General features: G+C 54.1%; 25 protein-coding genes. 13 read left to right on the forward strand and 12 right to left on the reverse strand.

Annotation, left to right across the window (positions count from 1 at the left end; genetic code table 11):
* Positions 1–175 precede the first annotated feature (175 nt).
* On the forward strand, positions 176–619 hold the full coding sequence (locus MJ923_RS07225) for a DUF4826 family protein (RefSeq protein ID WP_240590505.1): 444 nt from the start codon (positions 176–178) through the stop codon (positions 617–619).
* Between the two features lie 135 nt (positions 620–754).
* On the opposite strand, the gene MJ923_RS07230 is transcribed toward MJ923_RS07225, so the two are convergent.
* The 6 genes from MJ923_RS07230 to MJ923_RS07255 all read right to left on the reverse strand — a co-directional run bounded on the left by MJ923_RS07230 (position 755) and on the right by MJ923_RS07255 (position 6562).
* Positions 755–1873, reverse strand: a complete 1119-nt coding sequence (locus MJ923_RS07230) for a cupin domain-containing protein (protein WP_240590506.1) — start codon at positions 1871–1873, stop codon at positions 755–757.
* A gap of 50 nt (positions 1874–1923) precedes the next feature.
* Positions 1924–3294, reverse strand: a complete 1371-nt coding sequence (gene purB, locus MJ923_RS07235) for an adenylosuccinate lyase (RefSeq protein WP_240590507.1) — start codon at positions 3292–3294, stop codon at positions 1924–1926.
* A 33-nt stretch (positions 3295–3327) separates the two neighbouring features.
* On the reverse strand, positions 3328–3942 hold the full coding sequence (hflD, locus tag MJ923_RS07240) for a high frequency lysogenization protein HflD (protein ID WP_240590508.1): 615 nt from the start codon (positions 3940–3942) through the stop codon (positions 3328–3330).
* 3 nt (positions 3943–3945) lie between these two features.
* Positions 3946–5079 carry a tRNA 2-thiouridine(34) synthase MnmA gene (gene mnmA / locus MJ923_RS07245; RefSeq protein WP_240590509.1) on the reverse strand — a complete coding sequence of 378 codons (1134 nt, stop codon included), beginning with the start codon at positions 5077–5079 and terminating at the stop codon, positions 3946–3948.
* A gap of 181 nt (positions 5080–5260) precedes the next feature.
* On the reverse strand, positions 5261–5734 hold the full coding sequence (locus tag MJ923_RS07250; protein WP_240590510.1) for an NUDIX hydrolase: 474 nt from the start codon (positions 5732–5734) through the stop codon (positions 5261–5263).
* A gap of 9 nt (positions 5735–5743) precedes the next feature.
* Positions 5744–6562: an rRNA large subunit pseudouridine synthase E gene (locus MJ923_RS07255; protein ID WP_338092216.1), complete on the reverse strand. Its 819-nt coding sequence runs from the start codon at positions 6560–6562 to the stop codon at positions 5744–5746.
* A gap of 270 nt (positions 6563–6832) precedes the next feature.
* Here MJ923_RS07255 and MJ923_RS07260 point away from each other — a divergent pair, with 270 nt between their 5' ends.
* Complete coding sequence (locus tag MJ923_RS07260; RefSeq protein WP_240590511.1) at positions 6833–9058, forward strand: NADP-dependent isocitrate dehydrogenase; 2226 nt, start codon at positions 6833–6835, stop codon at positions 9056–9058.
* A gap of 248 nt (positions 9059–9306) precedes the next feature.
* Here MJ923_RS07260 and cspD read toward each other — a convergent pair whose 3' ends face one another.
* Positions 9307–9513, reverse strand: a complete 207-nt coding sequence (gene cspD / locus MJ923_RS07265) for a cold shock domain-containing protein CspD (RefSeq protein ID WP_011760171.1) — start codon at positions 9511–9513, stop codon at positions 9307–9309.
* Positions 9514–9717: 204 nt separating this feature from the next.
* On the opposite strand from cspD, the gene clpS reads away from it, so the two are divergent.
* The gene (gene clpS / locus MJ923_RS07270) at positions 9718–10026 is read left to right on the forward strand and encodes an ATP-dependent Clp protease adapter ClpS (protein ID WP_126167212.1); all 309 of its coding nucleotides are present in this window, start codon (positions 9718–9720) and stop codon (positions 10024–10026) included.
* A 53-nt stretch (positions 10027–10079) separates the two neighbouring features.
* Complete coding sequence (gene clpA, locus MJ923_RS07275) at positions 10080–12341, forward strand: ATP-dependent Clp protease ATP-binding subunit ClpA (RefSeq protein ID WP_240590512.1); 2262 nt, start codon at positions 10080–10082, stop codon at positions 12339–12341.
* Positions 12342–12550: 209 nt separating this feature from the next.
* Here clpA and infA read toward each other — a convergent pair whose 3' ends face one another.
* The 3 genes from infA to aat form a co-directional block, all read right to left on the reverse strand.
* Positions 12551–12769 (reverse strand): translation initiation factor IF-1, encoded by a 219-nt coding sequence (gene infA / locus MJ923_RS07280; protein ID WP_006081934.1) that lies wholly within the window; start codon positions 12767–12769, stop codon positions 12551–12553.
* Between the two features lie 110 nt (positions 12770–12879).
* Complete coding sequence (locus MJ923_RS07285; protein WP_126167210.1) at positions 12880–13593, reverse strand: arginyltransferase; 714 nt, start codon at positions 13591–13593, stop codon at positions 12880–12882.
* Positions 13583–14293 (reverse strand): leucyl/phenylalanyl-tRNA--protein transferase, encoded by a 711-nt coding sequence (gene aat / locus MJ923_RS07290; protein ID WP_240590513.1) that lies wholly within the window; start codon positions 14291–14293, stop codon positions 13583–13585. The genes MJ923_RS07285 and aat overlap by 11 nt, the downstream gene beginning before the upstream one ends.
* 51 nt (positions 14294–14344) lie before the next feature.
* On the opposite strand from aat, the gene MJ923_RS07295 reads away from it, so the two are divergent.
* Positions 14345–14812 carry an outer membrane lipoprotein gene (locus MJ923_RS07295; RefSeq protein ID WP_240590514.1) on the forward strand — a complete coding sequence of 156 codons (468 nt, stop codon included), beginning with the start codon at positions 14345–14347 and terminating at the stop codon, positions 14810–14812.
* A 100-nt stretch (positions 14813–14912) separates the two neighbouring features.
* Here MJ923_RS07295 and MJ923_RS07300 read toward each other — a convergent pair whose 3' ends face one another.
* Positions 14913–15290, reverse strand: coding sequence for a hypothetical protein (locus tag MJ923_RS07300; protein WP_240590515.1), 378 nt, complete (start codon positions 15288–15290; stop codon positions 14913–14915).
* A gap of 185 nt (positions 15291–15475) precedes the next feature.
* Here MJ923_RS07300 and MJ923_RS07305 point away from each other — a divergent pair, with 185 nt between their 5' ends.
* Positions 15476–16225: a Nif3-like dinuclear metal center hexameric protein gene (locus MJ923_RS07305; RefSeq protein WP_240590516.1), complete on the forward strand. Its 750-nt coding sequence runs from the start codon at positions 15476–15478 to the stop codon at positions 16223–16225.
* Between the two features lie 79 nt (positions 16226–16304).
* Here MJ923_RS07305 and metG read toward each other — a convergent pair whose 3' ends face one another.
* Positions 16305–18332 carry a methionine--tRNA ligase gene (metG, locus tag MJ923_RS07310; RefSeq protein ID WP_240590517.1) on the reverse strand — a complete coding sequence of 676 codons (2028 nt, stop codon included), beginning with the start codon at positions 18330–18332 and terminating at the stop codon, positions 16305–16307.
* A gap of 165 nt (positions 18333–18497) precedes the next feature.
* On the opposite strand from metG, the gene apbC reads away from it, so the two are divergent.
* From apbC to holB, 7 genes are read left to right on the forward strand one after another with little or no spacing between them, the layout of a single operon-like run.
* The gene (gene apbC, locus MJ923_RS07315; protein ID WP_420854425.1) at positions 18498–19607 is read left to right on the forward strand and encodes an iron-sulfur cluster carrier protein ApbC; all 1110 of its coding nucleotides are present in this window, start codon (positions 18498–18500) and stop codon (positions 19605–19607) included.
* Between the two features lie 12 nt (positions 19608–19619).
* The gene (udk, locus tag MJ923_RS07320) at positions 19620–20258 is read left to right on the forward strand and encodes a uridine kinase (protein ID WP_126167181.1); all 639 of its coding nucleotides are present in this window, start codon (positions 19620–19622) and stop codon (positions 20256–20258) included.
* A gap of 29 nt (positions 20259–20287) precedes the next feature.
* The gene (dcd, locus tag MJ923_RS07325; RefSeq protein WP_126167180.1) at positions 20288–20872 is read left to right on the forward strand and encodes a dCTP deaminase; all 585 of its coding nucleotides are present in this window, start codon (positions 20288–20290) and stop codon (positions 20870–20872) included.
* A gap of 8 nt (positions 20873–20880) precedes the next feature.
* Entirely contained in the window at positions 20881–21771 is an 891-nt protein-coding gene (gene pabC / locus MJ923_RS07330; protein WP_240590519.1) for an aminodeoxychorismate lyase, read from the forward strand.
* The gene (mltG, locus tag MJ923_RS07335; protein WP_240590520.1) at positions 21768–22778 is read left to right on the forward strand and encodes an endolytic transglycosylase MltG; all 1011 of its coding nucleotides are present in this window, start codon (positions 21768–21770) and stop codon (positions 22776–22778) included. The genes pabC and mltG overlap by 4 nt, the downstream gene beginning before the upstream one ends.
* Positions 22775–23413: a dTMP kinase gene (gene tmk / locus MJ923_RS07340; protein WP_240590521.1), complete on the forward strand. Its 639-nt coding sequence runs from the start codon at positions 22775–22777 to the stop codon at positions 23411–23413. The genes mltG and tmk overlap by 4 nt, the downstream gene beginning before the upstream one ends.
* On the forward strand, positions 23413–24327 hold the full coding sequence (holB, locus tag MJ923_RS07345) for a DNA polymerase III subunit delta' (RefSeq protein ID WP_240590522.1): 915 nt from the start codon (positions 23413–23415) through the stop codon (positions 24325–24327). Before tmk ends, holB begins: the two co-directional genes overlap by 1 nt.

Consider the following 24327-nt stretch of genomic DNA (forward strand, 5'->3'; position numbering starts at 1 on the left):
TTTAGGGATACTCTCAACAAAGGCCGTGTGTGGAATATTTGTGATCGCCGTGGCAATTTAGCTTTCCACTTTACGTCAACGTAAAGTTATGGCAGTCTCGACCCATCAACTCCCCGTTACAAATCCCGTCGTCGGTGTTTATTTGCACGGTATAACAATAAGATAGGAATGAAGTATGACTGAGCAAACCCAGGAACCCCAGGTAGAAACCGCAGCACAGGATCCCGAAGCGCTGCGTCAGGAGTGGGTGCGTACCCAGTTTCAAAAGGCCAACCGCTTTTTGGCCGAAAAAGGCATTTTGCCGGGTAAAGTGCTGGTCGATGAGAGCCGCTATCTGGCCCCGTATGTCGCCGTGTGGAAAATGGAAGCCCAGAAGCCTGCCAAGCAAACGTTTTGGGTGATGTCGGGCGATCTGCCAAGCGATTATGTGGATGTCAAAGTCGCCAAAACCGCCCGTGAAGCCCTGCGTCATTTCTCGATGATGTGGCAACTCAAAGCGGAAAACCTTATTCAGTCCGGTGCGGTGAAAGATCCAACCCAGGCCAAGTTTGCCAATCTCCTGATTTCCCGCGCCCAGAGCCTGTATCAAATCCAGCAGGATGAAAAACTATGGGGCTAAGCTGAGCCGCGGTGAGGCGCAGCAATGCCGGATACAAAATGACAGATACAAAAAAGGCACCTGAATGGTGCCTTTTTTAATGGGTGCTTCAATGTGCTCAGGGCGCTTTCGCGCTGACGCTTACTCAGATTCGGCTCACGCCTCGGCCAGATAGAAATAGCCTTTCTTCAGCATATCGGCAAAAAAGCACTGCCAATGGGGTTGAAGGGCAATGTCAGCACTGACTGTCACATCATCCGCAACCTGAACCAGCTCCTCGTCAGTGGCGCCGGCAATCACATAGCCTTCACCGGCGATAAAGAGTCTTGGCTCGCTGTCGCCTTCCATCCTGAGCACTTTAAGCCCGCCGATGCGGCTAAGCAGGGCGCCTTCGTCCAGCGCAGCCTGCAGCTCGGCCCCATCCATGGACTCATCTTCCTGAATATCCAAATCGAAACGGTTTTGACTCAGAAGCTTACCCAGCAGCTTGGCGACAGTATCGCTATCGTCACACAGCTCTCGAATAAGCTGCATTATGCCCTGCTGCTCGGCGACGCTTACCAGACCTTTGCTGGCGGCGCCTTCGGCGGCAATAAAGCGCTTGTGGCCCTTGTCTTCATCCATCAGCTGATCGGCAATTTGTCCGGCAAGTTCTTGCTGGCTGGGGGCGCGGAAACCCATGGAGTAAGACAGCGCCAGGGTCAGGGTCTCGCCCTGATGGGGGAAACCTGGCGGAATGTAGAGCACATCGCCCTTTTCCAACACCACGTCGATAATGGGCTCAAAATCTTCAATCAATGGCGAGGTTGGGTTACCACCACGGCGACCGTAGTTGCCTTTTGGCCCGACGGTCCAGCGGCGACGGCCTTCACCCTGAATGATAAACACATCGTAGTTATCGATGTGTGGTCCCACGCCGCCCTTGGGAGTAGCGAATGACACCATCAAATCATCGAAGCGCCAATCCGGCAGGAAGCGGAAGGCTTCTACCAAGGGCTGTGCGTCCGGGTACCAGTGGTTTACGGCCTGTACCAAGAGTTGCCAGCCTTGCTCGCCGAACTGGTCGTAGTCTTCGAATGGGCCGGAGATAACGTCCCAGTCTTCACCCTTGGTGACCACGACCCGGCTCGAGACTTCTTCTTCACAGGCAAGGCCTGCAAGCTCGTCGGCGGCAATGGGATCGTCAAATTCAGGGAAGGCACCCTTATAGACTTTGGGGGCTTGCTGCCAGTCGTTGGCGAGGAATGATTGAAAATCGAGATTGAGCTTATACATAGTGTTAAAAAAGGCGGCTTGGTTTCCCTTGCCGCCTCTCCATTAGTGGATTAGATAAGGTCGTCCACGAAGGCTTCGGCGCGGCCAATGTAGCTGGCCGGGGTCATCAGCTTCAGCTCAGCCTTCACAGGCTCTGGCAGCTCAAGACCATCGATAAAGGCAGCCAGCTGAGGGCCATCGATACGCTTGCCACGGGTCAGCTCTTTGAGCTTCTCGTATGGCTTTTCGATGCCGTAACGGCGCATCACGGTTTGCACCGGCTCAGCCAGTACTTCCCAGTTGCTGTCGAGTTCAGCGGCCAGGCTCGCTTCGTTCACTTCCAGCTTGCTGATGCCTTTGAGGGTAGCCTGATAGGCAATCAAGCTGTGGGCAATACCCACGCCCAGGGTGCGCAGCACTGTGGAGTCGGTCAGGTCGCGCTGCCAGCGGGAAACCGGCAGTTTAGAGGCTAGGTGCTGCATCAGTGCATTGGCGATACCCAGGTTGCCTTCGGAGTTTTCGAAGTCGATTGGGTTTACCTTGTGCGGCATGGTAGATGAACCGATTTCACCGGCGATGGTCTTCTGCTTGAAGTGACCCAGGGCAATGTAACCCCAGATGTCACGGTCGAAGTCAATCACTATGGTGTTGAAACGGGCCACGGCATCAAACAGCTCGGCAATGTAGTCGTGCGGCTCGATTTGGGTGGTGTACGGGTTCCAGTTCAGGCCCAGGCTGGTGACAAAACGCTGAGACAGGGCATGCCAGTTAACTTCCGGGTAGGCAGACAGGTGGGCGTTGTAGTTACCTACGGCGCCGTTGATTTTACCGAGGATTTCCACGGCCTTGATCTGGTGCAGTTGACGCTCAAGACGCACTGCCACGTTGGCCATTTCCTTACCCAGAGTGGTAGGAGAGGCTGGCTGACCGTGGGTGCGTGACATCATAGGCACGCTCTTGTAGGTCTTGGCCAGAGCCTTGATTGCATCCAGCACTTTCTGGCAGTAAGGCACCAGTACCTGCTCACGGGCTTCTTTGAGCATCAGGCCGTGGGACAGGTTGTTGATGTCTTCTGAGGTACAGGCAAAGTGAACGAATTCACCTACGGCGCTCAGTTCGGCACTTTGGGCAATTTTTTCTTTGATGAAGTACTCAACCGCTTTTACGTCGTGGTTGGTGGTGGCTTCGATGGTCTTTACGCGCTCGGCGTCGGTTACGCTGAAGTTATCTTTGATGCCGTCCAGCAGTGCCAGCGCTTCTTCGCTGAAAGGAGGCACTTCTTCAATTTCTGGGCAGCTGGACAACAGCTTGAGCCAGTTGATTTCAACCTGAACACGGTACTTGGTGAGACCAAACTCGCTGAAGATCCCACGCAGTTCGGCGGCTTTGCTGCCATAGCGGCCGTCGACCGGAGAGATAGCTGTCAGTGCGGAAAGATCCATTGTTAAGCTCCTTAATGGAATGGCTTTATTTGTCTATAGGGTAAGATTTTTCTTGGCAGTATCGACGATGGCCTTGCGGGCAAACACCAGATGACGGCGCTTGCCGCCCAGCTGGCGCCACAGAACGGCGCTGCGCATGGCGGCCAGCAGCAGGGCACGGATTTTCTGCTGCACCAGCGGCCGCTGCAGGACATTTGGGTTACCGGTGATCTGCAACTTGGGGCCAAGGTTACTGATGATATCGCTGTAAATACTGGCCAGATTGGCAACCACTTGCTCATCGGTGATGGCAAAGTGGTTGAGCTGGCGATGAATTTGGTTGATGCGCTCAGACAGCATGCCAAGGGACGCATTGCTGCGGGAAAGTTTGCGCTCGAGCGCCAGGAGTCCCACCAGATAGCGGGTCATCTCGACGTCTTTGCTTTCGCCGTCGCCAAGCTGATTCAAAATCCACTTGTAACCCACCTGAAGCTGCACCTTATCGGCATAAACGTCCTCCGGCTGCTCGGGGCTTGTTATCAGAATGGTATTTAAGCTGGCGGCCATGGCGTCTGTGTCGCTGTCACCATGGCGGGCGATGTATTGCACCTGGGCGAGCGCCTGCAAGATACCGGCAAAGGCCATGGTGCGGGCTTGCATTTGGCTCATGGCTCAGTCCTTAATCAGGCTGTCGATGATGCCGCCGCCAAGGCAGACTTCAGCGTCATAAAACACCGCCGACTGCCCCGGGGTCACTGCGGCCACCGGCTCATCGAACAGCACTTCAATGGTCTGTTCGTCGATAATCTTCACGGTGCAGGGAATGTCCTGCTGGCGATAGCGGGTTTTCACGCTGATAAGCGCGCCATCAGCCGGGCCCTTACGGTCAACCCAGTGCAGCTGGTTAACGCGCATGCCTTTGGACATCAGCCTTGGGTGCTCGTGGCCCTGGGCCACCACCAATACATTGCGGGCCATGTCTTTGTCGACCACATACCAGGGGTCGTCGTTTGAATTCTTCATGCCGCCAATACCCAGGCCTTTGCGCTGGCCGAGGGTGTGGTACATCAGGCCTTCATGGCGGCCAATGATGTCGCCTTCTGGAGTCTCAATGTTGCCTGGCTGGGCGGGCAGGTAGGTAGCGAGGAAGTCTTTGAACTTACGCTCACCAATAAAGCAGATGCCGGTGGAGTCTTTCTTATCGTGGGTGATAAGACCTTGCTCTTCGGCGATGCGGCGCACTTCCGGCTTTTCCAGCTCGCCAACCGGGAACAGGCTGCGGGCAACCTGCTCGTGGCTTAAGGTGTACAGGAAGTAGCTCTGATCTTTATTGCCATCGATGCCGCGCAGCATTTCGGTTTTGCCGTCTGTGTCGCGGCGGCGCACATAGTGGCCCATGGCGATGTAATCGGCATCGAGGATGTCATCGGCAAACTCAAGGAAGGCTTTGAATTTGATTTCCTTGTTGCACATGATGTCGGGATTCGGGGTACGGCCAGCCTTGTATTCGGCGAGGAAGTACTCAAACACGTTATCCCAATACTCGGCGGCAAAGTTCACTGTGTGCAGCTTGATGCCGAGCTTGTCGCATACCGCTTGGGCATCTTTCAGATCCTCAGCGGCGGCGCAGTATTCGTCGGTGTCGTCTTCTTCCCAGTTTTTCATGAACAGGCCTTCAACCTGATACCCCTGTTGTTTCAAAAGGTACGCAGAGACAGAAGAGTCCACACCGCCGGACATGCCGACAATGACTTTTTTGCTGCTGTTGGCAGCGATTTCAGCGGGAGAAGCTGTTGTTGACGTCATACGTTGAAAATGATCCTTTCGAGTAACCAGTCACCGCGGTGTTTGCCCCGTGCTGCAAATAAGCGCAGGCAAATTGCAGGCAAAACACAGATAAAACAATGGCTAAGCAATGCTTGGCTCAGCGCCTGTTGTTTATCTGTTCGGCATTGAAACTGCGGCGTTTTTTCGGGGGCGTATTCTATCACGGATTGCCACTAGCGGCTATGGAAAGAAGTTCGCTGTCTAGGATGCTGAGTTCTGCACCATTGCCAGCCAGGTAGTCGTCGATACAGCGGCTGACCAAAGGGCTTCTAAGGTTGCGCAGAGCATCGTTAATTTCGGCCTGAGTAAGCCAGTGCAGGGCATGGATAGCCGCATCCTGTGGCGCACTTTGCACTATGTCATCGAGTTCACAGACAAAGGTGAAGCGCAAAAACGCAAGCTCGGCACTGGCGCTGAACTGATAAATGCCAACGAGGCGGCAGGGCTCGGCGCTGATACCGGTTTCTTCCCATAATTCGCGCTTGCAGGCATCAATCAGCGACTCCGCCGCTTCAAGGTGACCTGCCGGTTGGTTAAACACAGATCTGCCGTCGATGATTTCTTCAACCATCAGAAACTTGCCCTGGCAGTGGACTATGCAGGCCACGGTGACATTGGGTTTGTAGCGCTCCATCGTACTTCCTTACGGGTAAAATTCGCGTTTGAGGCCAAGAGCGGCGCCGAGACGGCGTATTTCATCCTGGCTAAGTTCCCGGTACTCGCCGCTGCCAAGTTGTCCAAGGCTTATCTCACCGATGGCGGCGCGCACCAGTCTTAATGTGGGATAGCCAATATGGGCCGTCATGCGCCGAACCTGGCGGTTGCGACCTTCGCAAATCTGAATTTCGAGCCAGCAGTCGGGAATGCTTTTTCGCTCCCGCACCGGCGGATTGCGCGGCCATATTGGAGGCGCATCGATACGGCGCACTTTGGCTGGCAGAGTAGGGCCATCTTTAAGCTCAACACCCTCACGCAGTTTATCCAGCGCCGATTCGTCGGGAATGCCTTCGACCTGCACCCAATAGGTTTTATAGGTTTGCTTTTTCGGCTCGGTGAGACGGGATTGCAGCTGGCCATCGTTGGTCAGCAGCAACAGGCCTTCACTGTCTCTGTCGAGCCGGCCTGCGGCGTAGACGCCGGGCAAGGGAATAAAGTCCTTCAGGGTTTGCCTGCCGGCTTCGTCGGTGAACTGGCACAACACATCGAAGGGCTTGTTGAACAGCACCACCTGGGTGACCGCGGGCTTGCGCGTTGACGCCTTGGCGCCTGGCCGTTCAGCGGTTTTCTCTGACAGCCGTTTGCCAGTGCCGGGCCCTTTGCCATTGGATGATTTGCGGTGTTTGGCGGTTGCTTGCTGGCTGGTGGTTGCAAAACCTTTTTTCTGGCCCTGCGCTTGCCGCTTCAATGAGCTGTTGGCTGGGCGCTTGGCCGGGGGTTTATTGGCGCGGGAAGGGGACGACACGGCGTGTGGATTTCCTTTGTAGCTCTAACTGTACAGTTACCTGGCTATAGGGTAACCCCTGTTCGCCCTAAGTGGAATTTGAATATTGAGCCGAATGCTCTATGATGTCGGCCATCAAAATGTGATCCATGCCCATGTCGGCAGCCCAGCTTTCCGGTAGCCCCAGGACGACAGGTTACCGTGCGGTGAAATCAGCGGTTTATGCTGCTCGCCGTGCATATCGAATAAAAACTATAAATCTTTAAATTATACAATCACGTAGGAAGCAAAATGAAAGATAATTCCCCAACGATTATTTACACTGAAACCGATGAGGCGCCAGCACTCGCTACCCTGTCCCTGCTGCCTATCCTTCAGACATTTGCCGAGCCTGCCGGCGTGAAGATCGAAACCCGCGATATCTCTCTGTCCGGTCGCGTTATTGCTACTTTCCCTGAGAAGCTGACCGATGCCCAGCGCATTGGCGATCACTTGGCTGAACTGGGCGAGCTGGCCACCAAGCCAGAAGCCAACATTATCAAGTTGCCAAACATTTCAGCCTCTATTCCTCAGCTCAAAGCCTGTATTAAAGAGCTGCAGGCTCAGGGTTACGACATTCCCAACTACCCTGAAGAGCCAAAGACTGATGAAGAGAAGTCTATCCAGGCCCGTTACGACAAAATTAAAGGCAGTGCGGTAAACCCTGTGCTGCGTGAAGGTAACTCCGACCGCCGCGCGCCGCTGTCAGTGAAAAACTATGCCCGCAAGAACCCACATTCTATGGGTAAGTGGGCCAGCGACTCCAAGTCTCACGTATCACACATGGAAGCCGGTGATTTCTACGGCTCTGAGCAGTCAGTAACATTGGCCGATGCCGATAGCGTAAGCATAGTGCACACCAGCAAAGCCGGTGTTGAAACTGTTCTGAAATCAGGCCTTAAGCTGCAAGCCGGTGAAATCATCGATTCAGCCGTGATGAGCAAAAATGCCCTGGTTGCTTTCTTCGAGCGCGAAATAGACGCCGCCAAGGCTGAAGACGTGCTGCTGTCGCTGCACCTCAAAGCCACCATGATGAAGGTGTCTGACCCCATCATGTTCGGCCATGCCGTTAAAGCTTTCTTCAAGCCGCTGTTTGCCAAGCATGCCGAGACCTTTGAGCGTCTGGGTGTGGATGTAAACAACGGTTTTGGTGACGTGGTTGCCAAAATCCAGGCGTTGCCGGAAGCCGAACGCGCCGCCATTGAAGCCGATATCCAGGCTGTATATGCCGAGCGTCCTGCCATGGCCATGGTGAACTCTGACAAGGGCATCACCAACCTGCACGTGCCAAGCGACATCATCATCGATGCCTCCATGCCTGCCGCTATCCGCTCTTCAGGCCAGATGTGGGGCCCGGACGGTCAGCTCAAAGACACCAAGTTTATCATCCCGGATCGCTGCTACGCTGGCGTGTACGATGCCACCATCAACTTCTGTAAAGCGCACGGCGCCTTCGATCCTCGCACCATGGGTACCATCCCTAACGTGGGCCTGATGGCACAAAAAGCGGAAGAGTACGGCAGCCACGACAAGACCTTTGAAATCGCTGAAGATGGCGTTGTGACCGTGGTTAATGCCGCCGGCAATGTGCTGATGAGCCACAATGTTGAAGCCGGTGACATTTTCCGTATGTGTCAGGTGAAAGATGCCCCAATCCAGGATTGGGTGAAGCTCGCCGTTCGTCGCGCCCGCTTATCTGAGACTCCAGCGGTTTTCTGGCTTGATAAAAACCGTGCCCACGATGCTGAGCTGATCAAGAAGGTGGAAGCCTACCTGCCACAGCACGACACTGCCGGTTTGGAGCTGCACATTCTGTCTCCGGTTGAAGCAACCCAGTTCTCACTGGCGCGCATGAAAGATGGCAAAGACACCATCTCTGTAACCGGTAACGTTCTGCGTGACTACCTGACTGACCTGTTCCCCATCCTTGAGCTCGGTACCAGCGCCAAGATGCTGTCTATCGTGCCTCTGATGAACGGCGGCGGCCTGTTTGAAACCGGTGCCGGTGGCAGCGCGCCCAAGCACGTTGAACAGGTGCAGAGCGAAAACTATCTGCGTTGGGATTCACTGGGTGAGTTTCTGGCTCTGGCTGCTTCGTTTGAACATTTGGCACAAACTGCCGGTGTTGCCAAGGCGCAGGTGTTGGCTGATACCCTGGATACCGCAATCGGTAAGTTCCTGGATGAAAACAAGTCACCAGCCCGCCGCGTTGGTCAAATCGACAACCGTGGCAGCCACTTCTACTTGGCAATGTACTGGGCCCAGGCGCTGGCCGCTCAAACGGCTGATGCTGAACTTGCTGCACACTTCGGTCAGTTGGCTGATAAGCTTGCTGCCAACGAAGAAACCATTCTGGCTGAGCTGATTGGCGTGCAGGGCCACAGCGTGGATCTCGGCGGTTACTATCGTCCAGATTTTGCCAAGGCAAGCGCAGTAATGCGTCCAAGCGCGACCCTGAACGGCCTGATGAGCCACTGATTACCGGGTTGATTGCTAAATGAAAAAGAGAGCTTCGGCTCTCTTTTTTTATGGGCTGATTGTATGACTGGTGCTATTGGCCGACTTTTGGAGAAAGCTGCGGGCAACCCCGGAGTAATGCCTTGAGCCGATTGAACCAAGGCGGGGAGTAAAGAGCGCCCGTGGCCTGCAATCTGGCGGAGAGTAACAAAAAACAAAGAAAAAGGCAGGGACATGTCCCTGCCTTTTTTACCTGGCCACCCGATAAGTTATCGAGCAGGCGTTATAGCTGAAGCGTGCATCCCCTTTGGACCTTGCTCAACTTCGAACTGGACTGGTTGGCCTGCTTTTAGAGTTCGATAGCCTTCCATTTCGATAGTTGAATAGTGGGCAAATACATCCTCACCACCTTCATCAGGGCAGATAAACCCGAATCCTTTGGCGTTGTTGAACCATTTAACAGTTCCGCTTGCCATACTTCCACTTCCTTCTGTTGTCTACTTCCCAGTAAGATAGTAAAACCAAATAAACGGGTTCCTAACTCCGTTCGTTGAACAGAATGAAAGCAGTAAAAGCGGATGTCAAGCTAAAATTAACAAAGAGGCAACATCTGCTTAATCTGGTGGTATCAATTGGTCAGGCCAGTTGGTGCCCCGTATTTGAGAGGCTAATATTGCTATATGGCAAAAGCAGGAAATGTTGAACGTGTCGTCGAGCGGGCCGACACCGAACTGATGCCACCATCCATGTATAAGGTAATCCTGAATAATGACGATTACACACCCATGGATTTTGTGGTAGAAGTACTTCAGCTGTTCTTTAAGATGAATGAGTATCAGGCAACAGAGATAATGTTGCAGATCCATCATCAAGGGAAAGCGGTATGCGGTGTGTTTCCGTTCGGCATTGCCGAAACCAAGGTGGCGCAGGTGAATCAATTTGCCAGGCAAAACCAACATCCGTTACTGTGTTCTCTGGAGAAAGCCTAAAGCCTTTTGTCAGTTCGTTGTATGCGCTTTAGCAGCAGTTTTAGGGGGTGTTTATGCTGAACAAAGATCTTGAAGTGACGTTGAATCTGGCGTTTCAGCAGGCAAGGGATGCCCGCCACGAATATATGACCGTGGAGCATTTGCTGCTCGCGCTCATTGATAACCCGTCGGCTCAGGATGCCCTGGTCGCCTGTGGTGCAGATATTGACAGACTCAGGGAAGATGTCGCGACTTTTATTTCCCAAACCACGCCGGTGATCACCGACCCCAATGACGACCGTGAAACTCAGCCAACGCTTGGGTTTCAGCGGGTGTTGCAACGGGCGGTGTTTCATGTGCAGTCCTCCGGTCGTAACGAAGTGACCGGCGCCAATGTGTTGGTGGCCATATTCAGTGAGCAGGAATCTCAGGCCGTGTACTTGCTGCGTCGAAGCGATATTACCCGCCTCGATGTGGTGAACTATATTTCCCACGGATTTTCCAAGAGTGAAGATGCGCCTCAGGAAACTGAGCAGGAGCGCATTGAAGATCAATCCGAGCAGGCCGAAGAGCAGCGCAGCATGCTGTCGCAGTTTGCGTCTAACCTCAATTTGATGGCCGCTCAGGGGATTATTGACCCACTTATCGGCCGCGATAATGAGATTGAACGCTCAATCCAAATCCTCTGCCGTCGCCGTAAAAACAACCCTCTGCTGGTGGGTGAGGCGGGTGTGGGCAAAACCGCTATTGCCGAAGGTCTGGCTTATCGGATTGTGAATGACGAAGTGCCTGACGTGATGCGCGATGCCACTGTATATTCACTGGATTTGGGCGCGCTGCTGGCGGGCACCAAGTACCGAGGCGATTTCGAGAAGCGCTTTAAGAGCCTGCTAAAGGAGCTAACTGCCGACAAGCATGCGATTCTGTTTATCGATGAGATTCATACCATCATAGGTGCCGGCGCTGCCTCCGGTGGCGTGATGGATGCTTCCAACCTGCTTAAACCGTTGCTTTCAAGCGGTACGCTGCGTTGTATGGGCTCTACCACCTTCCAGGAATACCAAAGCATTTTTGAGAAGGACAGGGCGCTTGCCCGCCGTTTTCAGAAGGTGGATATCAACGAGCCGTCGGTGGCCGAAACAACCAAGATTTTGATGGGCCTTAAGAGCAAGTACGAAGAGTACCACGGGGTGCGATACACCCAGGCTGCGCTCGCCAGCGCAGCTGAGCTCAGCGCCAAGCACATTAACGACCGACATCTGCCCGACAAGGCCATTGATGTTATTGATGAAGCCGGTGCCCGCATGGCGATGTTGCCTGTCAGTAAGCGCCGCAAAACCATAGGCCAGCCCGATATTGAAGCCATCATTGCCAAGATTGCCCGTATTCCTGAGAAGTCGGTGTCTACCTCAGACAAAGAAATGCTCAAGAACCTTGAGCGCAACCTTAAAATGGTGGTGTTCGGTCAGGACAAGGCCATTGAAGGCCTGAGCGCCGCTATTCGCCTCTCTCGCAGTGGTCTTGGCGCTGAGAACAAGCCCGTGGGCAGCTTCCTGTTTGCAGGACCGACCGGTGTGGGTAAAACCGAGGTGACCAACCAGTTGGCCAAGTGTTTGGGGCTGAAACTCATCCGCTTCGATATGTCCGAGTACATGGAGGCGCACACGGTATCGCGCTTGATTGGTGCGCCGCCGGGCTATGTTGGTTACGATCAGGGTGGTTTGCTGACAGATGCGGTTATCAAGCATCCCCACAGTGTGGTACTGCTCGATGAAATCGAAAAGGCGCACCCGGACGTGTACAACTTGCTGCTGCAGGTAATGGACCACGGTACCCTGACTGATAACAATGGCCGTAAGGCAGATTTTCGCCACGTCACCCTGGTAATGACCACCAACGCCGGGGTACAGGAAACCGTGCGTAAATCCATTGGCTTTAAACAGCAGGATCACAGTCACGATGCCATGTCGGAAATCAATCGGGTGTTCTCACCTGAATTCCGTAACCGGCTCGACTCCATCATCTGGTTCAACCATCTGGATCTGACCATCATTGCCAAGGTGGTGGATAAGTTCCTCACCGAGCTGCAGGCCCAGCTTGATGCCAAGCGGGTGACCTTGGTGGTGAGTGATGAAGCCAGAACCTTGCTGGCCGAGAAGGGCTATGACAAGGCCATGGGCGCACGGCCAATGGCGCGGGTGGTCAAAGATCTGATTAAGCGGCCACTTGCCGATGAAATCCTCTTTGGCGAACTCGAGCAGGGCGGCACGGCTCACGTGGATGCGCAGGACGGTGAAATAGTGATAAGCGCAGAGAAGCTGGAAAAGGTGACCTGATTTCAGTTAAGTGTTCCTGCAACGAGTGCTTTCGCCTAAGCGACAAGTGCTAACGCCTGAGCCCCATCAGTGAATGGGGCTTTTATTTGGCGCTTAAAGCGGCTTTAACCACAGCTTGTTGTGCATCAGCATCACTTGCGCAGTAACCTCGTTTCAGAGACCAAACAAAAAACCCGGCATTGCCGGGTTTTCTCATTTGAAAGCTTATGTCAACGGGCGCGGAAGACGATACGACCCTTGGTCAGATCATAAGGGGTCAACTGAACGGTAACCTTGTCGCCGGTCAGGATACGGATGTAGTTTTTGCGCATTTTGCCGGAGATGTGGGCGATAACCACGTGACCATTCTCGAGCTCTACGCGAAACATTGTGTTAGGCAGAGTTTCCAGGATGGTGCCCTGCATCTCAATGTTGTCTTCTTTCGCCATTAAATAAGTGTCCCATTAGCCTTCAAATATGAAAAACGGGCGTATCATGCCGCAAATTGCCCTGAGTGTAAAGGGGAACACCGGGATCTGGTTGATGGAATTACGGTCTTTCAGGCTGGAACCTCATCATCAAACTCCCAACCGTCCGCGGTGAGGATTTGATATGGGCGGTAGAGTCGCTTGTAACGCATTTTCCGATTTTCATCAATTTGATAGCCAAGGTAAACAAATGACTTGCCGAGGGATTTCGCTTGCGTCAATTGTGTAAGGATCAACTGGCTGCCAAGGGAGCGGTCGTCAAAATCCGGGTCGAAAAAGCTGTAGATTGCCGACAGGCTGGTGGGCAGCACATCGGTGACAGCTACGGCAATCAGGCGACCATCAAGTCTGAGTTCCAGAAAAGCCGGCGGTGCCCAATCGCACAACACGAAGTGATCGTACTGGCCGCGACTCGGTGGATACATGGGCCCATCAAAATGGCGTAAATTGATGTATTTTTCGTATAGCTGATAGTGTTCCTGGCTGCTTTGCTCCGCCCAGTGAACGGTTAAATCGCGATTCTTCGCCAGAGTCCGTTTTTGCCGCTTGGAGGGTACAAAAGTATTGACCGGGACCCTGAGCGCCATACAGGCATTGCAACTTGGGCAGCGCGGCTTATAAATGGCATCGCCGCTTCGACGAAAACCCAGTTGAAGGAGTCGTTCAAACAATAAGCTGTCTAAAAAATGTTCCTGAATAATCAGCAGTTGCTCCTGCTGATCGTCAAGATAGCTGCAAGGAAACAGTTGGCTTATGCCAACACTTACATGGGTACTACTCTCCAATCAGCACCTCCCTTGTACACCAGCAGCCATCGGCAACCTTTTCGTCACGGTAGCGTTTAAGCAGGCTTAAAAAGGCGCTGCGACTCACCTCTTTGGCTCCGAGGCTGGCCAGGTGCGGGTTCATCACCTGGGCATCGAGCAGCTTAAAACCATTGCGCTGCAAATGCCGGTGTAGTGCCAGCATGGCGATTTTGGAGGCGTCTGTTTCACGGTGGAACATGGACTCGCCGCAGAAAACCTGACCAATCGCCATGCCGTAAAGACCGCCCACCAAACGCTCACCAAGCCAGACCTCCAGCGAGTGAGCATGACCCTGACTGTGCATCTCCAGATAAGCCAATTGGATTTCCTGGGTGATCCAGGTGTCTTTTTGTTTACTGCGTGGCTGGGCACAGCCTGCCATCACATCGGCAAAGGCCTGGTTCAGCGTGATGCGCCAGGGCTGCCTGCGCAGGCTCTTTTTCAGGCTGCGACTGACATTCAGCTCGCCGGGGACAAAGATTGCGCGGGGATCCGGTGACCACCATAAAATCGGATCTTCCGCATTAAACCAAGGGAAAATGCCATCGTAATACGCAGCCAACAGGCGCTTGGGGTGCAAGGACCCGCCAATGGCAAGCAGACCATTGGGATCGCTTAACGCGAGTTCCGGTGAGGGAAACCGCATGTGCTCATCATCAATAAAAGACAGGCCGTTCACAAAGGCGTACTATCAAGAAGTCCATCTTTATAAAGTAGCGGAAATTGGAATATGTGGAAACCTGCCCTCTGTTGCCTGATGCTGTTGACTGCGTGTTTTTCAGCCAATCTGAGTGCTGCCTATGAGCGCAATCAGGCGATGCCCGTCGAAAAAGTACTTTACGGTGAACTTGTCTCGGTTCGACGAGTGACACAACAAGAGTTGGTAGAAGACAGACACAGTGGCTGGCGCACTTTCGGCGGTGCCTTACTGGGCGGCGTAATAGGCCATCAATTCGGTGGTGGCAGTGGTCAGGATGTGGCTACCGTTTTGGGCGCTTTGGTGGGGGGCGCAATGGCCAATCGCGCCGGTGGCGACTATTATCGCCAGCTGCATTTGATTGAATTGATGATAAGGCAGGAAGACGATACCCAAATCATGATTTTGCAGGACGAAGATCCGGGCATGCCACTGCAGGCCGGTGACGAAGTCAGAGTCGTGTATCTTCAGGGCATGGTCAGAGTGGATAAGGCGATGTAAGCCTGCAACTCGCTTGTGCGATAATTACACAAAAGCCCGGCGTTGCCGGGCTTTTTGCTGCACGCTTGGCCGCAGTTGGGCCGCGCTTATGTCTGCGCCGTTACTTCACGCCGCGGGGCAGAGTATTGCCTTTGGCCAGCAGTTGCTGTTTCCAGAGGTCTTTTGGCAGCAGGCCACCCTTGCCGGTGTTGGCCGTTGGCTTAGCTGCGGCTTTGGGAGCCGCCTTGGCTTTGGGCTCGGCTTTTGCCTTAGGTTCGGCCTTTGCTGTCGTTGCCGGTTTGGCGGCCTTGGGGGCACTCTTTGCACTACTGCCGCTGTGCTCAGCCAACATGGCTTCCAGCTCAGCGAAACGCAGGGATTTGCCACCATCAATTTTGAACCAGCTTCCTTTCTGTTCAATGCTTACCTTACGGCCTTCGGCTTTCTCCAGCGCGGCCTCCAAGGCTGAGATCACCTCTTCTTTGGTCATGTTAGACATATTGATATAACCTGTTGTCGTCTATGGTTGTTTGGGTTACCGGGCACATAGTAAAAGCGGATGCCTGTCTTGTCCAATTTTTCGCCGCCGAATGGCGAGATATGCAGCGTGGATTGACGCTGAGGGCTGGATAAGTACACTTTGCCATCAACATATTGAATATTAAGCACAGTTTGGGAGGCGCCATGGAGCGCAGCACGCTGGACCAGTATTTGGCCGACTTTCTTCAAATCAGCCGTTTTAAGGATTATGCCCCCAATGGCCTGCAGGTTGAGGGCAAGGATGAAATCAATACCCTGGTTACCGGGGTAACAGCTTGTCAGGCGCTTATCGACAGAGCCATCGAGCTTAACGCCGATGCAATTTTGGTTCACCACGGCTTTTTCTGGAAGAATGAACCCGATGTGATAGTGGGCATGAAACAGCGCCGCATAAAGGCGCTGCTGACCCATGATATCAATCTCTTCGGTTATCACTTGCCATTGGATGCTCACGTGGTGGTGGGCAATAACGCCACTCTGGGCCGTCGCCTTGGCATTCTCAATGCCGAAGCTTTTGAGAATGTCGGTGATGGGCTACTGTGGAGCGGCACTCTGGATACGCCTTTAAGCGGGGCAGCCTTCAGTAGCCTGCTTGAGCGAGTCTTGGGCCGTGCGCCGCTGCATATTGCTGCTGACAGACCCGTTCAGCGCCTGGCCTGGTGCACAGGTGGGGCTCAGGATTATATCGACCTTGCCGTGAGTCAGGGCGTCGATGCCTTTATCAGCGGTGAGGTGTCTGAGCGCACCTTCCACAGCGCCAAAGAGCAGGGCATTCATTATTTTGCTGCCGGTCACCATGCCACCGAGCGTTATGGCATAGAGGCTTTGGGTGAGCACCTGCGCCGTGAGTTTGGTCTGACTCACCATTTTGTCGATATCGACAACCCGGTTTAAGGCTTTTCAATCAGCAACTTGAATAAATAAAAAAGGCCGCGATTGCGGCCTTTTTTGTATCAACGCAGAGCTAAACGAGTTACTTCACCCGCATGCCAGGTTGGGCGCCTTCGTGTGGCTCCAGTACGAACAGGTCTTTACCGCCGGGGCCTGCCGCCAGCACCATGCCTTCGGACATGCCAAAACGCATCTTGCGCGGCGCGAGATTCGCTACCATCACGGTGAGTTTGCCTTCCAGATCTTCCGGGTTGTAAGCAGACTTGATGCCGGCAAACACCTGACGCACTTCACCGCCAATATCCAGCTGCAGTTTCAGCAGTTTATCGGCTTCTGGTACGGCTTCGGCCTTTTTAATCAGCGCTACGCGCAAATCGATTTTAGCGAAGTCTTCGTAGTTGATGGTTGGGCTAATGGGATCATCGGCCAGCGGGCCTGCTTTAACTGGCTCAGCAGTGGCTTGCAGGTTTTCCTTGGAGGCTTCCACCATGGCTGCAACCTTGTCCAGCTCCACACGCTGCATCATGGGCTTGAACGGTGCAATTTCATGGCCGCTCAAATCGCTGCCAAGACCATCCCAGGTCAGTTCCATTCTGAAGAAGTCTTCCACGTCTTTGGCAAGACGCGGCAGCACAGGCTTTAAGTAAGTGACCAGAATACGGAACAGGTTCAAAGCGTTGGAGCACACCTGATGGGCTTCTTCCTGCTTGTCATCCTGTTTCACCAGCTGCCATGGGGCTGCATCGGCCACAAAGCCGTTGGCCACGTCGGCCAGCGCCATGATTTCACGCATGGCTTTGCCGTATTCGCGGGTCTCAAACAGCTCGGCAATCAGGTCCTGCTTGGCAAGGAAGCTCTCGATAAGACTCTTGTCTGCCACTGCGGCAAGCTTGCCATCGAAGCGCTTGGTGATAAAGCCGGCGGTACGGGATGCGAGGTTAACCAGTTTGCCAACCAAGTCGGAGTTCACCCGCTGGGCAAAATCTTCCAGGTTCAGGTCCAGATCGTCGATACGGGCGCTGAGTTTGGCGGCGTAGTAGTAACGCAGGTACTCAGGATCCAGATGATCCAAGTATGTACGGGCCTTGATAAAAGTGCCCTTGGATTTGGACATCTTGGCGCCGTTTACGGTGACATAACCGTGGGCGTACACACTGCTTGGCTGGCGGTAACCGGCGCCGTGGAGCATGGCGGGCCAGAATAGGCTGTGGAAGTAAACGATGTCTTTGCCGATAAAGTGGTACACCTCGGCGCTGGAGTCTTTGGCCCAGAACTCATCAAAATTGATATCGCCGCGCTTGTCGCAGAAGTTCTTGAATGAGCCCATGTAGCCGATTGGGGCATCGAGCCACACGTAGAAATACTTGCCCGGTGCATCGGGGATTTCAAAGCCGAAGTATGGTGCATCGCGGGTGATGTCCCACTGTTGCAGGCCCTGCTCGAACCATTCATCCAGCTTGTTGGCCATTTCTGACTGCAGCGCGCCTGAGCGGGTCCACTCTTTGAGCATGCCTTCGAAGGCTGGCAGGTCGAAGAAGAAGTGCTCGGTCTCTTTCATTACCGGCGTGGCACCACTTACGGCAGAGCGCGGGTTAATCAGCTCGGTTGGGCTGTAGGTTGCACCGCAGTTGTCGCAGTTGTCGCCGTACTGATCTTCAGACTTACACTTGGGGCAGGTGCCCTTAACGAAGCGGTCTGGCAGGAACATCGACTTTTCTGGGTCAAACAACTGAGAGATGGTCTTGCTCTTGATATAGCCGCCATCGCGCAGTTTCAGATAGATATGGCTCGCCAGCTCGCGGTTTTCGTCGCTGTGGGTGCTGTGATAGTTATCAAAGGCCACGTTGAAGTCAGCAAAGTCCTGCTGATGCTCAACGTTAACCTGGGCAATCATCTCTTCGGGAGCCATGCCAAGTTGCTGGGCCTTGAGCATGATAGGCGTGCCGTGGGCATCGTCGGCGCAAATGTAATGGCACTCATGGCCGCGCAGTTTTTGAAAACGTGACCAGATATCGGTCTGGATGTATTCCAGCATGTGCCCCAGGTGGATTGGGCCGTTGGCATAGGGAAGGGCGCTGGTGACAAGGATTTTACGTTGTGAATTGGCCATCTTTACTCAAAATCGTGTTGGTCCCGAAATAATTGGCTTAGATACTAACCGATGCGCGCACTATTTTCACCAAATGCCTGTGCAATTGAGTCATTTGTGCACGCATCTTTTCGGCAATATCTGATACACTTGGGCAAATTTTTGCGCCGGAGAATGTCCCAGGTGTTGTCTTCACAGAATTTTCAGCTGCAGGAACCGCTGAGGTCTGCAGTACTCGCCGTGCTCGAAGCCTTTATTGAACCCAAGTTACAGCAAGGGCTGGTAAGCGCCGGGATGGTCACCAAACTGGCCCTCAATGGCCGCCGTTTGGAGCTGGGGCTGGTGTATTCCTACCCCTGTCAGAGCACCTACAAAGACACAGTCATGGCGCTGACTCAGGCGCTGGCCAAGCTCGAGGCCATCGACGAAGTTGAATGCGAAATAGACCTGCAGGTGCCGAGCAACACAGGTAACACTAATGCTGCGCCTATCCCCAATGTGAAGAACGTGATTGCGGTGGCGTCCGGTAAAGGCGGCGTGGGTAAATCCACAACTGCGGTGAACCTGGCGCTGGCACTGGCGGCAGAAGGCGCCAATGTGGGTATTCTCGATGCCGACATTTATGGTCCATCCGTGCCCCTGATGCTGGGGGTGCCCGACTTCAAACCGGTATCCCCGGACGGCAAAATGATGACCGCCGCCAAGGCTCACGGCATTTCTGCTCAAAGTATTGGTTTTATTCTGGCGGACGAGCAAGCCGCTGTCTGGCGTGGCCCTATGGCGGCAGGTGCCCTGGTACAGCTGGTGAACGAAACCAGCTGGCCTGAGCTCGATTACCTGGTGGTGGACATGCCGCCCGGTACCGGCGATATCCAACTGACACTGTCACAAAAGGTGCCGGTGAGCGGCGCAGTGGTGGTTACCACACCGCAGGACATAGCCACGCTGGATGCCAAAAAAGGCATCACCCTGTTTAATAAAGTGAATATCCCGGTGCTTGGCATCGTGGAGAACATGAGTTTTCACCTTTGCTCCAATTGCGGGCACAAGGAACACCCCTTTGGTACCCAGGGCGGCAGCGACATAGCTGCGCGTTATGGCGTACCGCTGCTTGGCGCGTTGCCACTCAACATCGCCATCAGGGAAGGAATGGATAAAGGCTTGCCTTCTGTGGTGGCCGAGCCTTCGGGTGAAATTGCGGCTATCTACCGGGAGATTGCCCGCAGTGTGGGAGCCAGTTTGGCCAAAGCCAAACCCCAGACCGGTGTTTCAATTAGCATATCGGACGACGAGTAAGGTTTTAAGTATATGAATTCGCAGCAATGTGTCATTATTGGGATTGCAGGGGCAAGTGCATCGGGCAAGAGCCTTATCGCCAAGACCATATATGAAGAATTGTGCCGTGATCTGGGAACGGATCAGATAGGTGTTATCGCAGAAGACTCCTACTACCGTGATCAGAGTCATCTGTCCATGGAAGAACGGGTGCAGACCAACTACGACCACCCCAAGGCCATGGATCATCAGTTGCTGGCACAGCACCTGCGAAACCTGAAAAATGGCGAGTCGGTGGACATTCCCGTGTACAGTTACACCGAGCACACCCGTATGAACGAAACCCGTCCAATGACACCGAAGAAGGTGATCATTCTGGAAGGGATTTTGCTGCTCACCGATCCGCATCTGCGTGATCTGATGGACGCCTCTGTGTTTATGGATACGCCGCTGGATATCTGTTTCCTGCGCCGTCTGACCCGCGATGTGGCCGAGCGCGGCCGCACCATGGAGTCGGTGATAAGCCAGTACCAAAAAACGGTAAGGCCGATGTTTTTGCAGTTTATCGAGCCTTCCAAGCAATATGCCGACATCATAGTACCCCGTGGCGGTAAAAACCGGATTGCCACCGATATTCTCAAGGCGCGTATTCAGCACCTGTTGGCAAAATAAAACAAATAATTCAGGGAGATAAAGGCAAAATGCGATTGACTGACATTGAAATTGAACAGGCGCTCGATGCAGGCAAAATCCTCATTGAACCCCGTCCGAGCAACGATGCCATCAGCGGTGTCAGCGTGGATGTGCGTCTGGGTAACCAGTTTCGGGTGTTTCAGGATCACACCGCGCCTTTTATCGACTTAAGTGGCCCCAGTGCCGAAGTACAGGCGGCGCTCGACCGGGTGATGAGCGATAGAATCGATATCAAAGACGGGGACGCCTTCTTTCTGCATCCGGGCGAACTGGCGCTGGCCGTGACACTGGAAAGCGTGACCCTGCCGGCTGATATCGTTGGCTGGCTCGATGGTCGCTCGTCACTGGCACGTCTGGGTTTGATGGTGCACGTGACCGCGCACCGTATCGATCCGGGTTGGCAGGGCAAAATTGTGCTGGAGTTTTACAACAGCGGTAAATTGCCATTGGCGCTGCGCCCCGGTATGACCATTGGTGCCCTCAACTTTGAACGTTTGAGTGGTCCGGTGGCGCGCCCTTACAACAAGCGCAAAAACGCCAAATACAAGGATCAGCAGGAAGCGGTAGCCAGCCGCATCAGTCAGGACGGCTGAGTCTGCCCATGGCCACAGTGACCATGGAAGGCGGCAAGGGCAAGGCAATAGCCAGCCTTTGCTGGCTCGATTTGACTCTGGAGCCTGCTCATTCAGAGCAGGCCCACAACATATCTCCAATGGACAGAGGCCTCGCCTATGGCGATGGCCTTTTTGCCACCATGGCGCTGAGCCGCGAGGGCAAGGTCGCCTTTCTCGAATCCCACCTATCCCGATTAAAGCAGGGGGCCAGCCGCCTTGGCTTTGCGCTGGATATCAAGGATATCGAGGCAAGGCTGATTGTGGCCGCCAAGTCGCAGACCAAATATAAAACTCCAAGGGGATTAAAGCTGCTTATCAGCCGCGGCGCGGGTGGCCGAGGTTATCTTGCGCCGGATGACCCCAGCCCTGTGGCTGTGCTGAGTGCCTTCGATATTCCGGCCCATTACCTAGACTGGCAACAGCAGGGGATAGCGCTCGCATCGAGCGAGCTTATGCTTGGCCATCAGCCCAAACTTGCCGGTATTAAGCATCTGAATCGGTTAGAGCAGGTGCTTATCCGCCGCCAGGTGCTGCCCGAGTGGGCCCAGGACTTTTTGGTCTGTGATGCACTGGGGCAACTGGTTGAAGCCTCTATGGCCAATCTTCTCTTTATCAAAGGCAAACAGTGCATTACCCCTAGCCTTGCTTATAGCGGCGTCTCTGGTGTGATGCGTCAGCAAGTCATTATGGCGCTGCTGACGCTGGGTTACTCAGTAGAGATGAAACCGCTGCACCGAGCTGAGTTGGCTCAGTTTGAGGCGGTACTGATGACCAACAGCTTGCTTGGCATTGTCGATGTAATTCGCATCGACAACTCTCACTATAAAGCCTTCAATGGCACGAACAAGGTGCGCAAAGCACTGGAACTTACCCTATGAAAAAGTTACTGCTGGGCATGGTGGCCACCATCATGACCCTGACACTGCTGGGCGCCGGTGTGGCGATATGGGGCCTAAAAAGCCTGGAAACCTTTGGCAACACCCCGCTTACCCTCTCTGAGGCTCAGGAGTTTGAAGTACCAAGGGGCATGCACGCCCGTGCTCTGGGCAAGGCCATGACCGATAGGGGCTTGCTACCGGCTGGCTGGCAGTATGATTGGTACTTGCGCCTGCACCCCGAATTTGCCGCTATCCGCCAGGGCGTCTATCAGCTTGAGCCCGGCGAAACGCCCGCGAGCCTGTTTGCCAAGCTACTCGCCGGCAAGGTAAAAGAGTTTTCCATCACTCTGGTAGAAGGACAAAATCTGCGGGAGTGGCAGCAAAAGCTGACTCAGGCCGAACGTTTAGCCTGGCAGGATGAGGCATTTCTTAATGTGCTCAAAGCTGAAGGCGACAACTCTGGCCTGCCGGAAGGAAAGTTCTTCCCGGATACCTACAGTTATCATGCCGATCAGAGCGCGGCAGCACTCCTGACCCAAAGTTACCGCAAAATGCAGACCGAACTCGACGCCGCCTGGCAGACACGGGAGCCGGATTTGCCCTTGAAAAGCCCCTATGAGCTGCTGATCCTGGCTTCCATTATTGAAAAAGAGACGGGCCTTGCCGAAGAGCGGCCGCTTATCGCTGCTGTGTTTATCAATCGGTTAAATAAAGGCATGCGCCTGCAAACCGACCCTACGGTGATTTATGGCATGGGGGAGCGTTTTAACGGCAATATCACCCGTAAGGATTTGCAGGAAGCGACGCCTTTTAACACATATAAAATTAATGGCTTGCCGCCAACTCCCATAGCGGCGCCCGGCAGGGCAGCGCTGACGGCGGCCGCGCAGCCCGCCGACGCCGATTATTTGTATTTTGTGTCCCGTAATGACGGCAGCCACGTGTTTTCCCGCACTCTGGTTGAGCATAACCGGGCCGTAAACCAGTATCAGAGAAGACAGAAATGACACACGCCGCAGGCAAATTTATCGTAATCGAAGGTCTGGAAGGGGCTGGCAAATCCAGTGCGGTGGCGCTGGTGAAAGACCTGATAGCAAAACACACAGGTCAGGCGCCGCTTTGTACCCGTGAGCCAGGCGGAACGCCGCTGGCGGAAAAAATTCGCGATCTGGTGAAAAATGCTGAGCCCGGCGATCCTCTGTGTGACGAGGCCGAGTGCCTGCTGTTTTATGCTGCCCGGGCACAGTTGGTGGCCAATGTGATTAAACCGGCTCTGGCAATCGGGCAGTGGGTGCTGGGTGACCGGCATAATCTGTCGTCCATCGCCTATCAGGGCGGCGGCCGCGGTCTGATGCACCTTGTTACCCGCATAAGTGAAATTACCCTGGGCGACTTTAAGCCGGATTTAACCCTGTATCTCGATATCGATCCGCTGATTGGCCTTGAGCGCGCCGCCCGCCGCGGCGAGCTCGACCGCATCGAACAGCAGGAAATCGATTTCTTCCAGCGCGCCAGAGCAACGTTCCTTGCTGCGGCGCAGCAGGATGAGCGGATTTTGGTAATTGATGCGTCCAAGCCCATGGCTGAAGTGCATCAGGATATCAGTGCGCGCCTGCAAGAGGCTTTTGTGGAGGCGGATTGATGGCAAGCTTGCCCTGGCTTGAGCCGAGCGTTCATCAATTCCAGCGCCTGCTGCAATCGGGGCGCATGCCACATGCGGTGCTGGTAGCTGTGGATACTGGGCTCGGTGCCCGCGCCTTGCTCGAAGCGTTGGCAGCCAGCGCACTTTGTACTGCGTTGACGCCGGTTGGTGCCTGCGGTCAGTGCAAGAGCTGTCAGCTTTTCAACGCCGGCAACCATCCCGATTTTTATCCCATTGAAGCCGATGGCAACCAAATTAAGGTTGATCAGATCCGCAGCTTGATTGGCAAACTTGCCACAACGGCGCAGCAGGGCGGCAAGCGGCTGGCGGTGATTTACGGCGCTGAGCGGATGAACCATGCCGCCGCCAATGCGCTCCTGAAAACCCTCGAAGAGCCGGGCGAGCAAACGCTTATTCTGCTGCACACCAACACCCCGGCGCAGCTGTTACCCACCCTGAAAAGCCGTTGTCAGAAGCTTGCGTTTCAGGCGCCCGACAACAGGCAGATTGCGACCTGGTTATCGGCGCAGCAACTGGCAACCGATGCCATGTGGGCATTGCCCATTGCCGGTGGCCCATTAAAGTTGGCAGACTACTTGCACAACAATTACATAACAGTGCTGGAGCAGTTTCGTGTAGACTGGCTTTCCAGTTTGTCCACGGGTCATCTATGTGCTAGCTTGAAAGATATCAGAGAAGAACAAATCACTGATGCACTTAAAGTTTTGTACGTGGTTTTGATGGATGAAGTGCGACGCCTGTCTGGCATCAATGCACTGGCGGCTGCAAAAGTTGCCGGTCTGAGTGGCGAAATTATGGCTGTGTGCCATACGTTAACTACTATGCCAAGCGTCAATTATCTGGCACTATGTCACAGAATTGTTTCAAGTTATCAGGGATTAAAAGCCGAATAG

The sequence above is a fragment of the Shewanella zhuhaiensis genome (assembly GCF_022484835.1).
In the GTDB taxonomy this organism is placed as follows: Bacteria; Pseudomonadota; Gammaproteobacteria; order Enterobacterales; family Shewanellaceae; genus Shewanella; species Shewanella khirikhana.

What these genes read in the sequence shown, in the direction of transcription:
- MJ923_RS07225 (WP_240590505.1), top strand. Translation starts at nt 176, where the DNA reads ATGACTGAGCAAACCCAGGAACCCCAGGTAGAAACCGCAGCACAGGAT.
- MJ923_RS07230 (WP_240590506.1), bottom strand. Translation starts at nt 1,873, where the DNA reads ATGTATAAGCTCAATCTCGATTTTCAATCATTCCTCGCCAACGACTGG.
- purB (WP_240590507.1), bottom strand. Translation starts at nt 3,294, where the DNA reads ATGGATCTTTCCGCACTGACAGCTATCTCTCCGGTCGACGGCCGCTAT.
- hflD (WP_240590508.1), bottom strand. Translation starts at nt 3,942, where the DNA reads ATGAGCCAAATGCAAGCCCGCACCATGGCCTTTGCCGGTATCTTGCAG.
- mnmA (WP_240590509.1), bottom strand. Translation starts at nt 5,079, where the DNA reads ATGACGTCAACAACAGCTTCTCCCGCTGAAATCGCTGCCAACAGCAGC.
- MJ923_RS07250 (WP_240590510.1), bottom strand. Translation starts at nt 5,734, where the DNA reads ATGGAGCGCTACAAACCCAATGTCACCGTGGCCTGCATAGTCCACTGC.
- MJ923_RS07260 (WP_240590511.1), top strand. Translation starts at nt 6,833, where the DNA reads ATGAAAGATAATTCCCCAACGATTATTTACACTGAAACCGATGAGGCG.
- cspD (WP_011760171.1), bottom strand. Translation starts at nt 9,513, where the DNA reads ATGGCAAGCGGAACTGTTAAATGGTTCAACAACGCCAAAGGATTCGGG.
- clpS (WP_126167212.1), top strand. Translation starts at nt 9,718, where the DNA reads ATGGCAAAAGCAGGAAATGTTGAACGTGTCGTCGAGCGGGCCGACACC.
- clpA (WP_240590512.1), top strand. Translation starts at nt 10,080, where the DNA reads ATGCTGAACAAAGATCTTGAAGTGACGTTGAATCTGGCGTTTCAGCAG.
- infA (WP_006081934.1), bottom strand. Translation starts at nt 12,769, where the DNA reads ATGGCGAAAGAAGACAACATTGAGATGCAGGGCACCATCCTGGAAACT.
- MJ923_RS07295 (WP_240590514.1), top strand. Translation starts at nt 14,345, where the DNA reads ATGTGGAAACCTGCCCTCTGTTGCCTGATGCTGTTGACTGCGTGTTTT.
- MJ923_RS07300 (WP_240590515.1), bottom strand. Translation starts at nt 15,290, where the DNA reads ATGTCTAACATGACCAAAGAAGAGGTGATCTCAGCCTTGGAGGCCGCG.
- MJ923_RS07305 (WP_240590516.1), top strand. Translation starts at nt 15,476, where the DNA reads ATGGAGCGCAGCACGCTGGACCAGTATTTGGCCGACTTTCTTCAAATC.
- metG (WP_240590517.1), bottom strand. Translation starts at nt 18,332, where the DNA reads ATGGCCAATTCACAACGTAAAATCCTTGTCACCAGCGCCCTTCCCTAT.
- udk (WP_126167181.1), top strand. Translation starts at nt 19,620, where the DNA reads ATGAATTCGCAGCAATGTGTCATTATTGGGATTGCAGGGGCAAGTGCA.
- dcd (WP_126167180.1), top strand. Translation starts at nt 20,288, where the DNA reads ATGCGATTGACTGACATTGAAATTGAACAGGCGCTCGATGCAGGCAAA.
- pabC (WP_240590519.1), top strand. Translation starts at nt 20,881, where the DNA reads ATGGCCACAGTGACCATGGAAGGCGGCAAGGGCAAGGCAATAGCCAGC.
- mltG (WP_240590520.1), top strand. Translation starts at nt 21,768, where the DNA reads ATGAAAAAGTTACTGCTGGGCATGGTGGCCACCATCATGACCCTGACA.
- tmk (WP_240590521.1), top strand. Translation starts at nt 22,775, where the DNA reads ATGACACACGCCGCAGGCAAATTTATCGTAATCGAAGGTCTGGAAGGG.
- holB (WP_240590522.1), top strand. Translation starts at nt 23,413, where the DNA reads ATGGCAAGCTTGCCCTGGCTTGAGCCGAGCGTTCATCAATTCCAGCGC.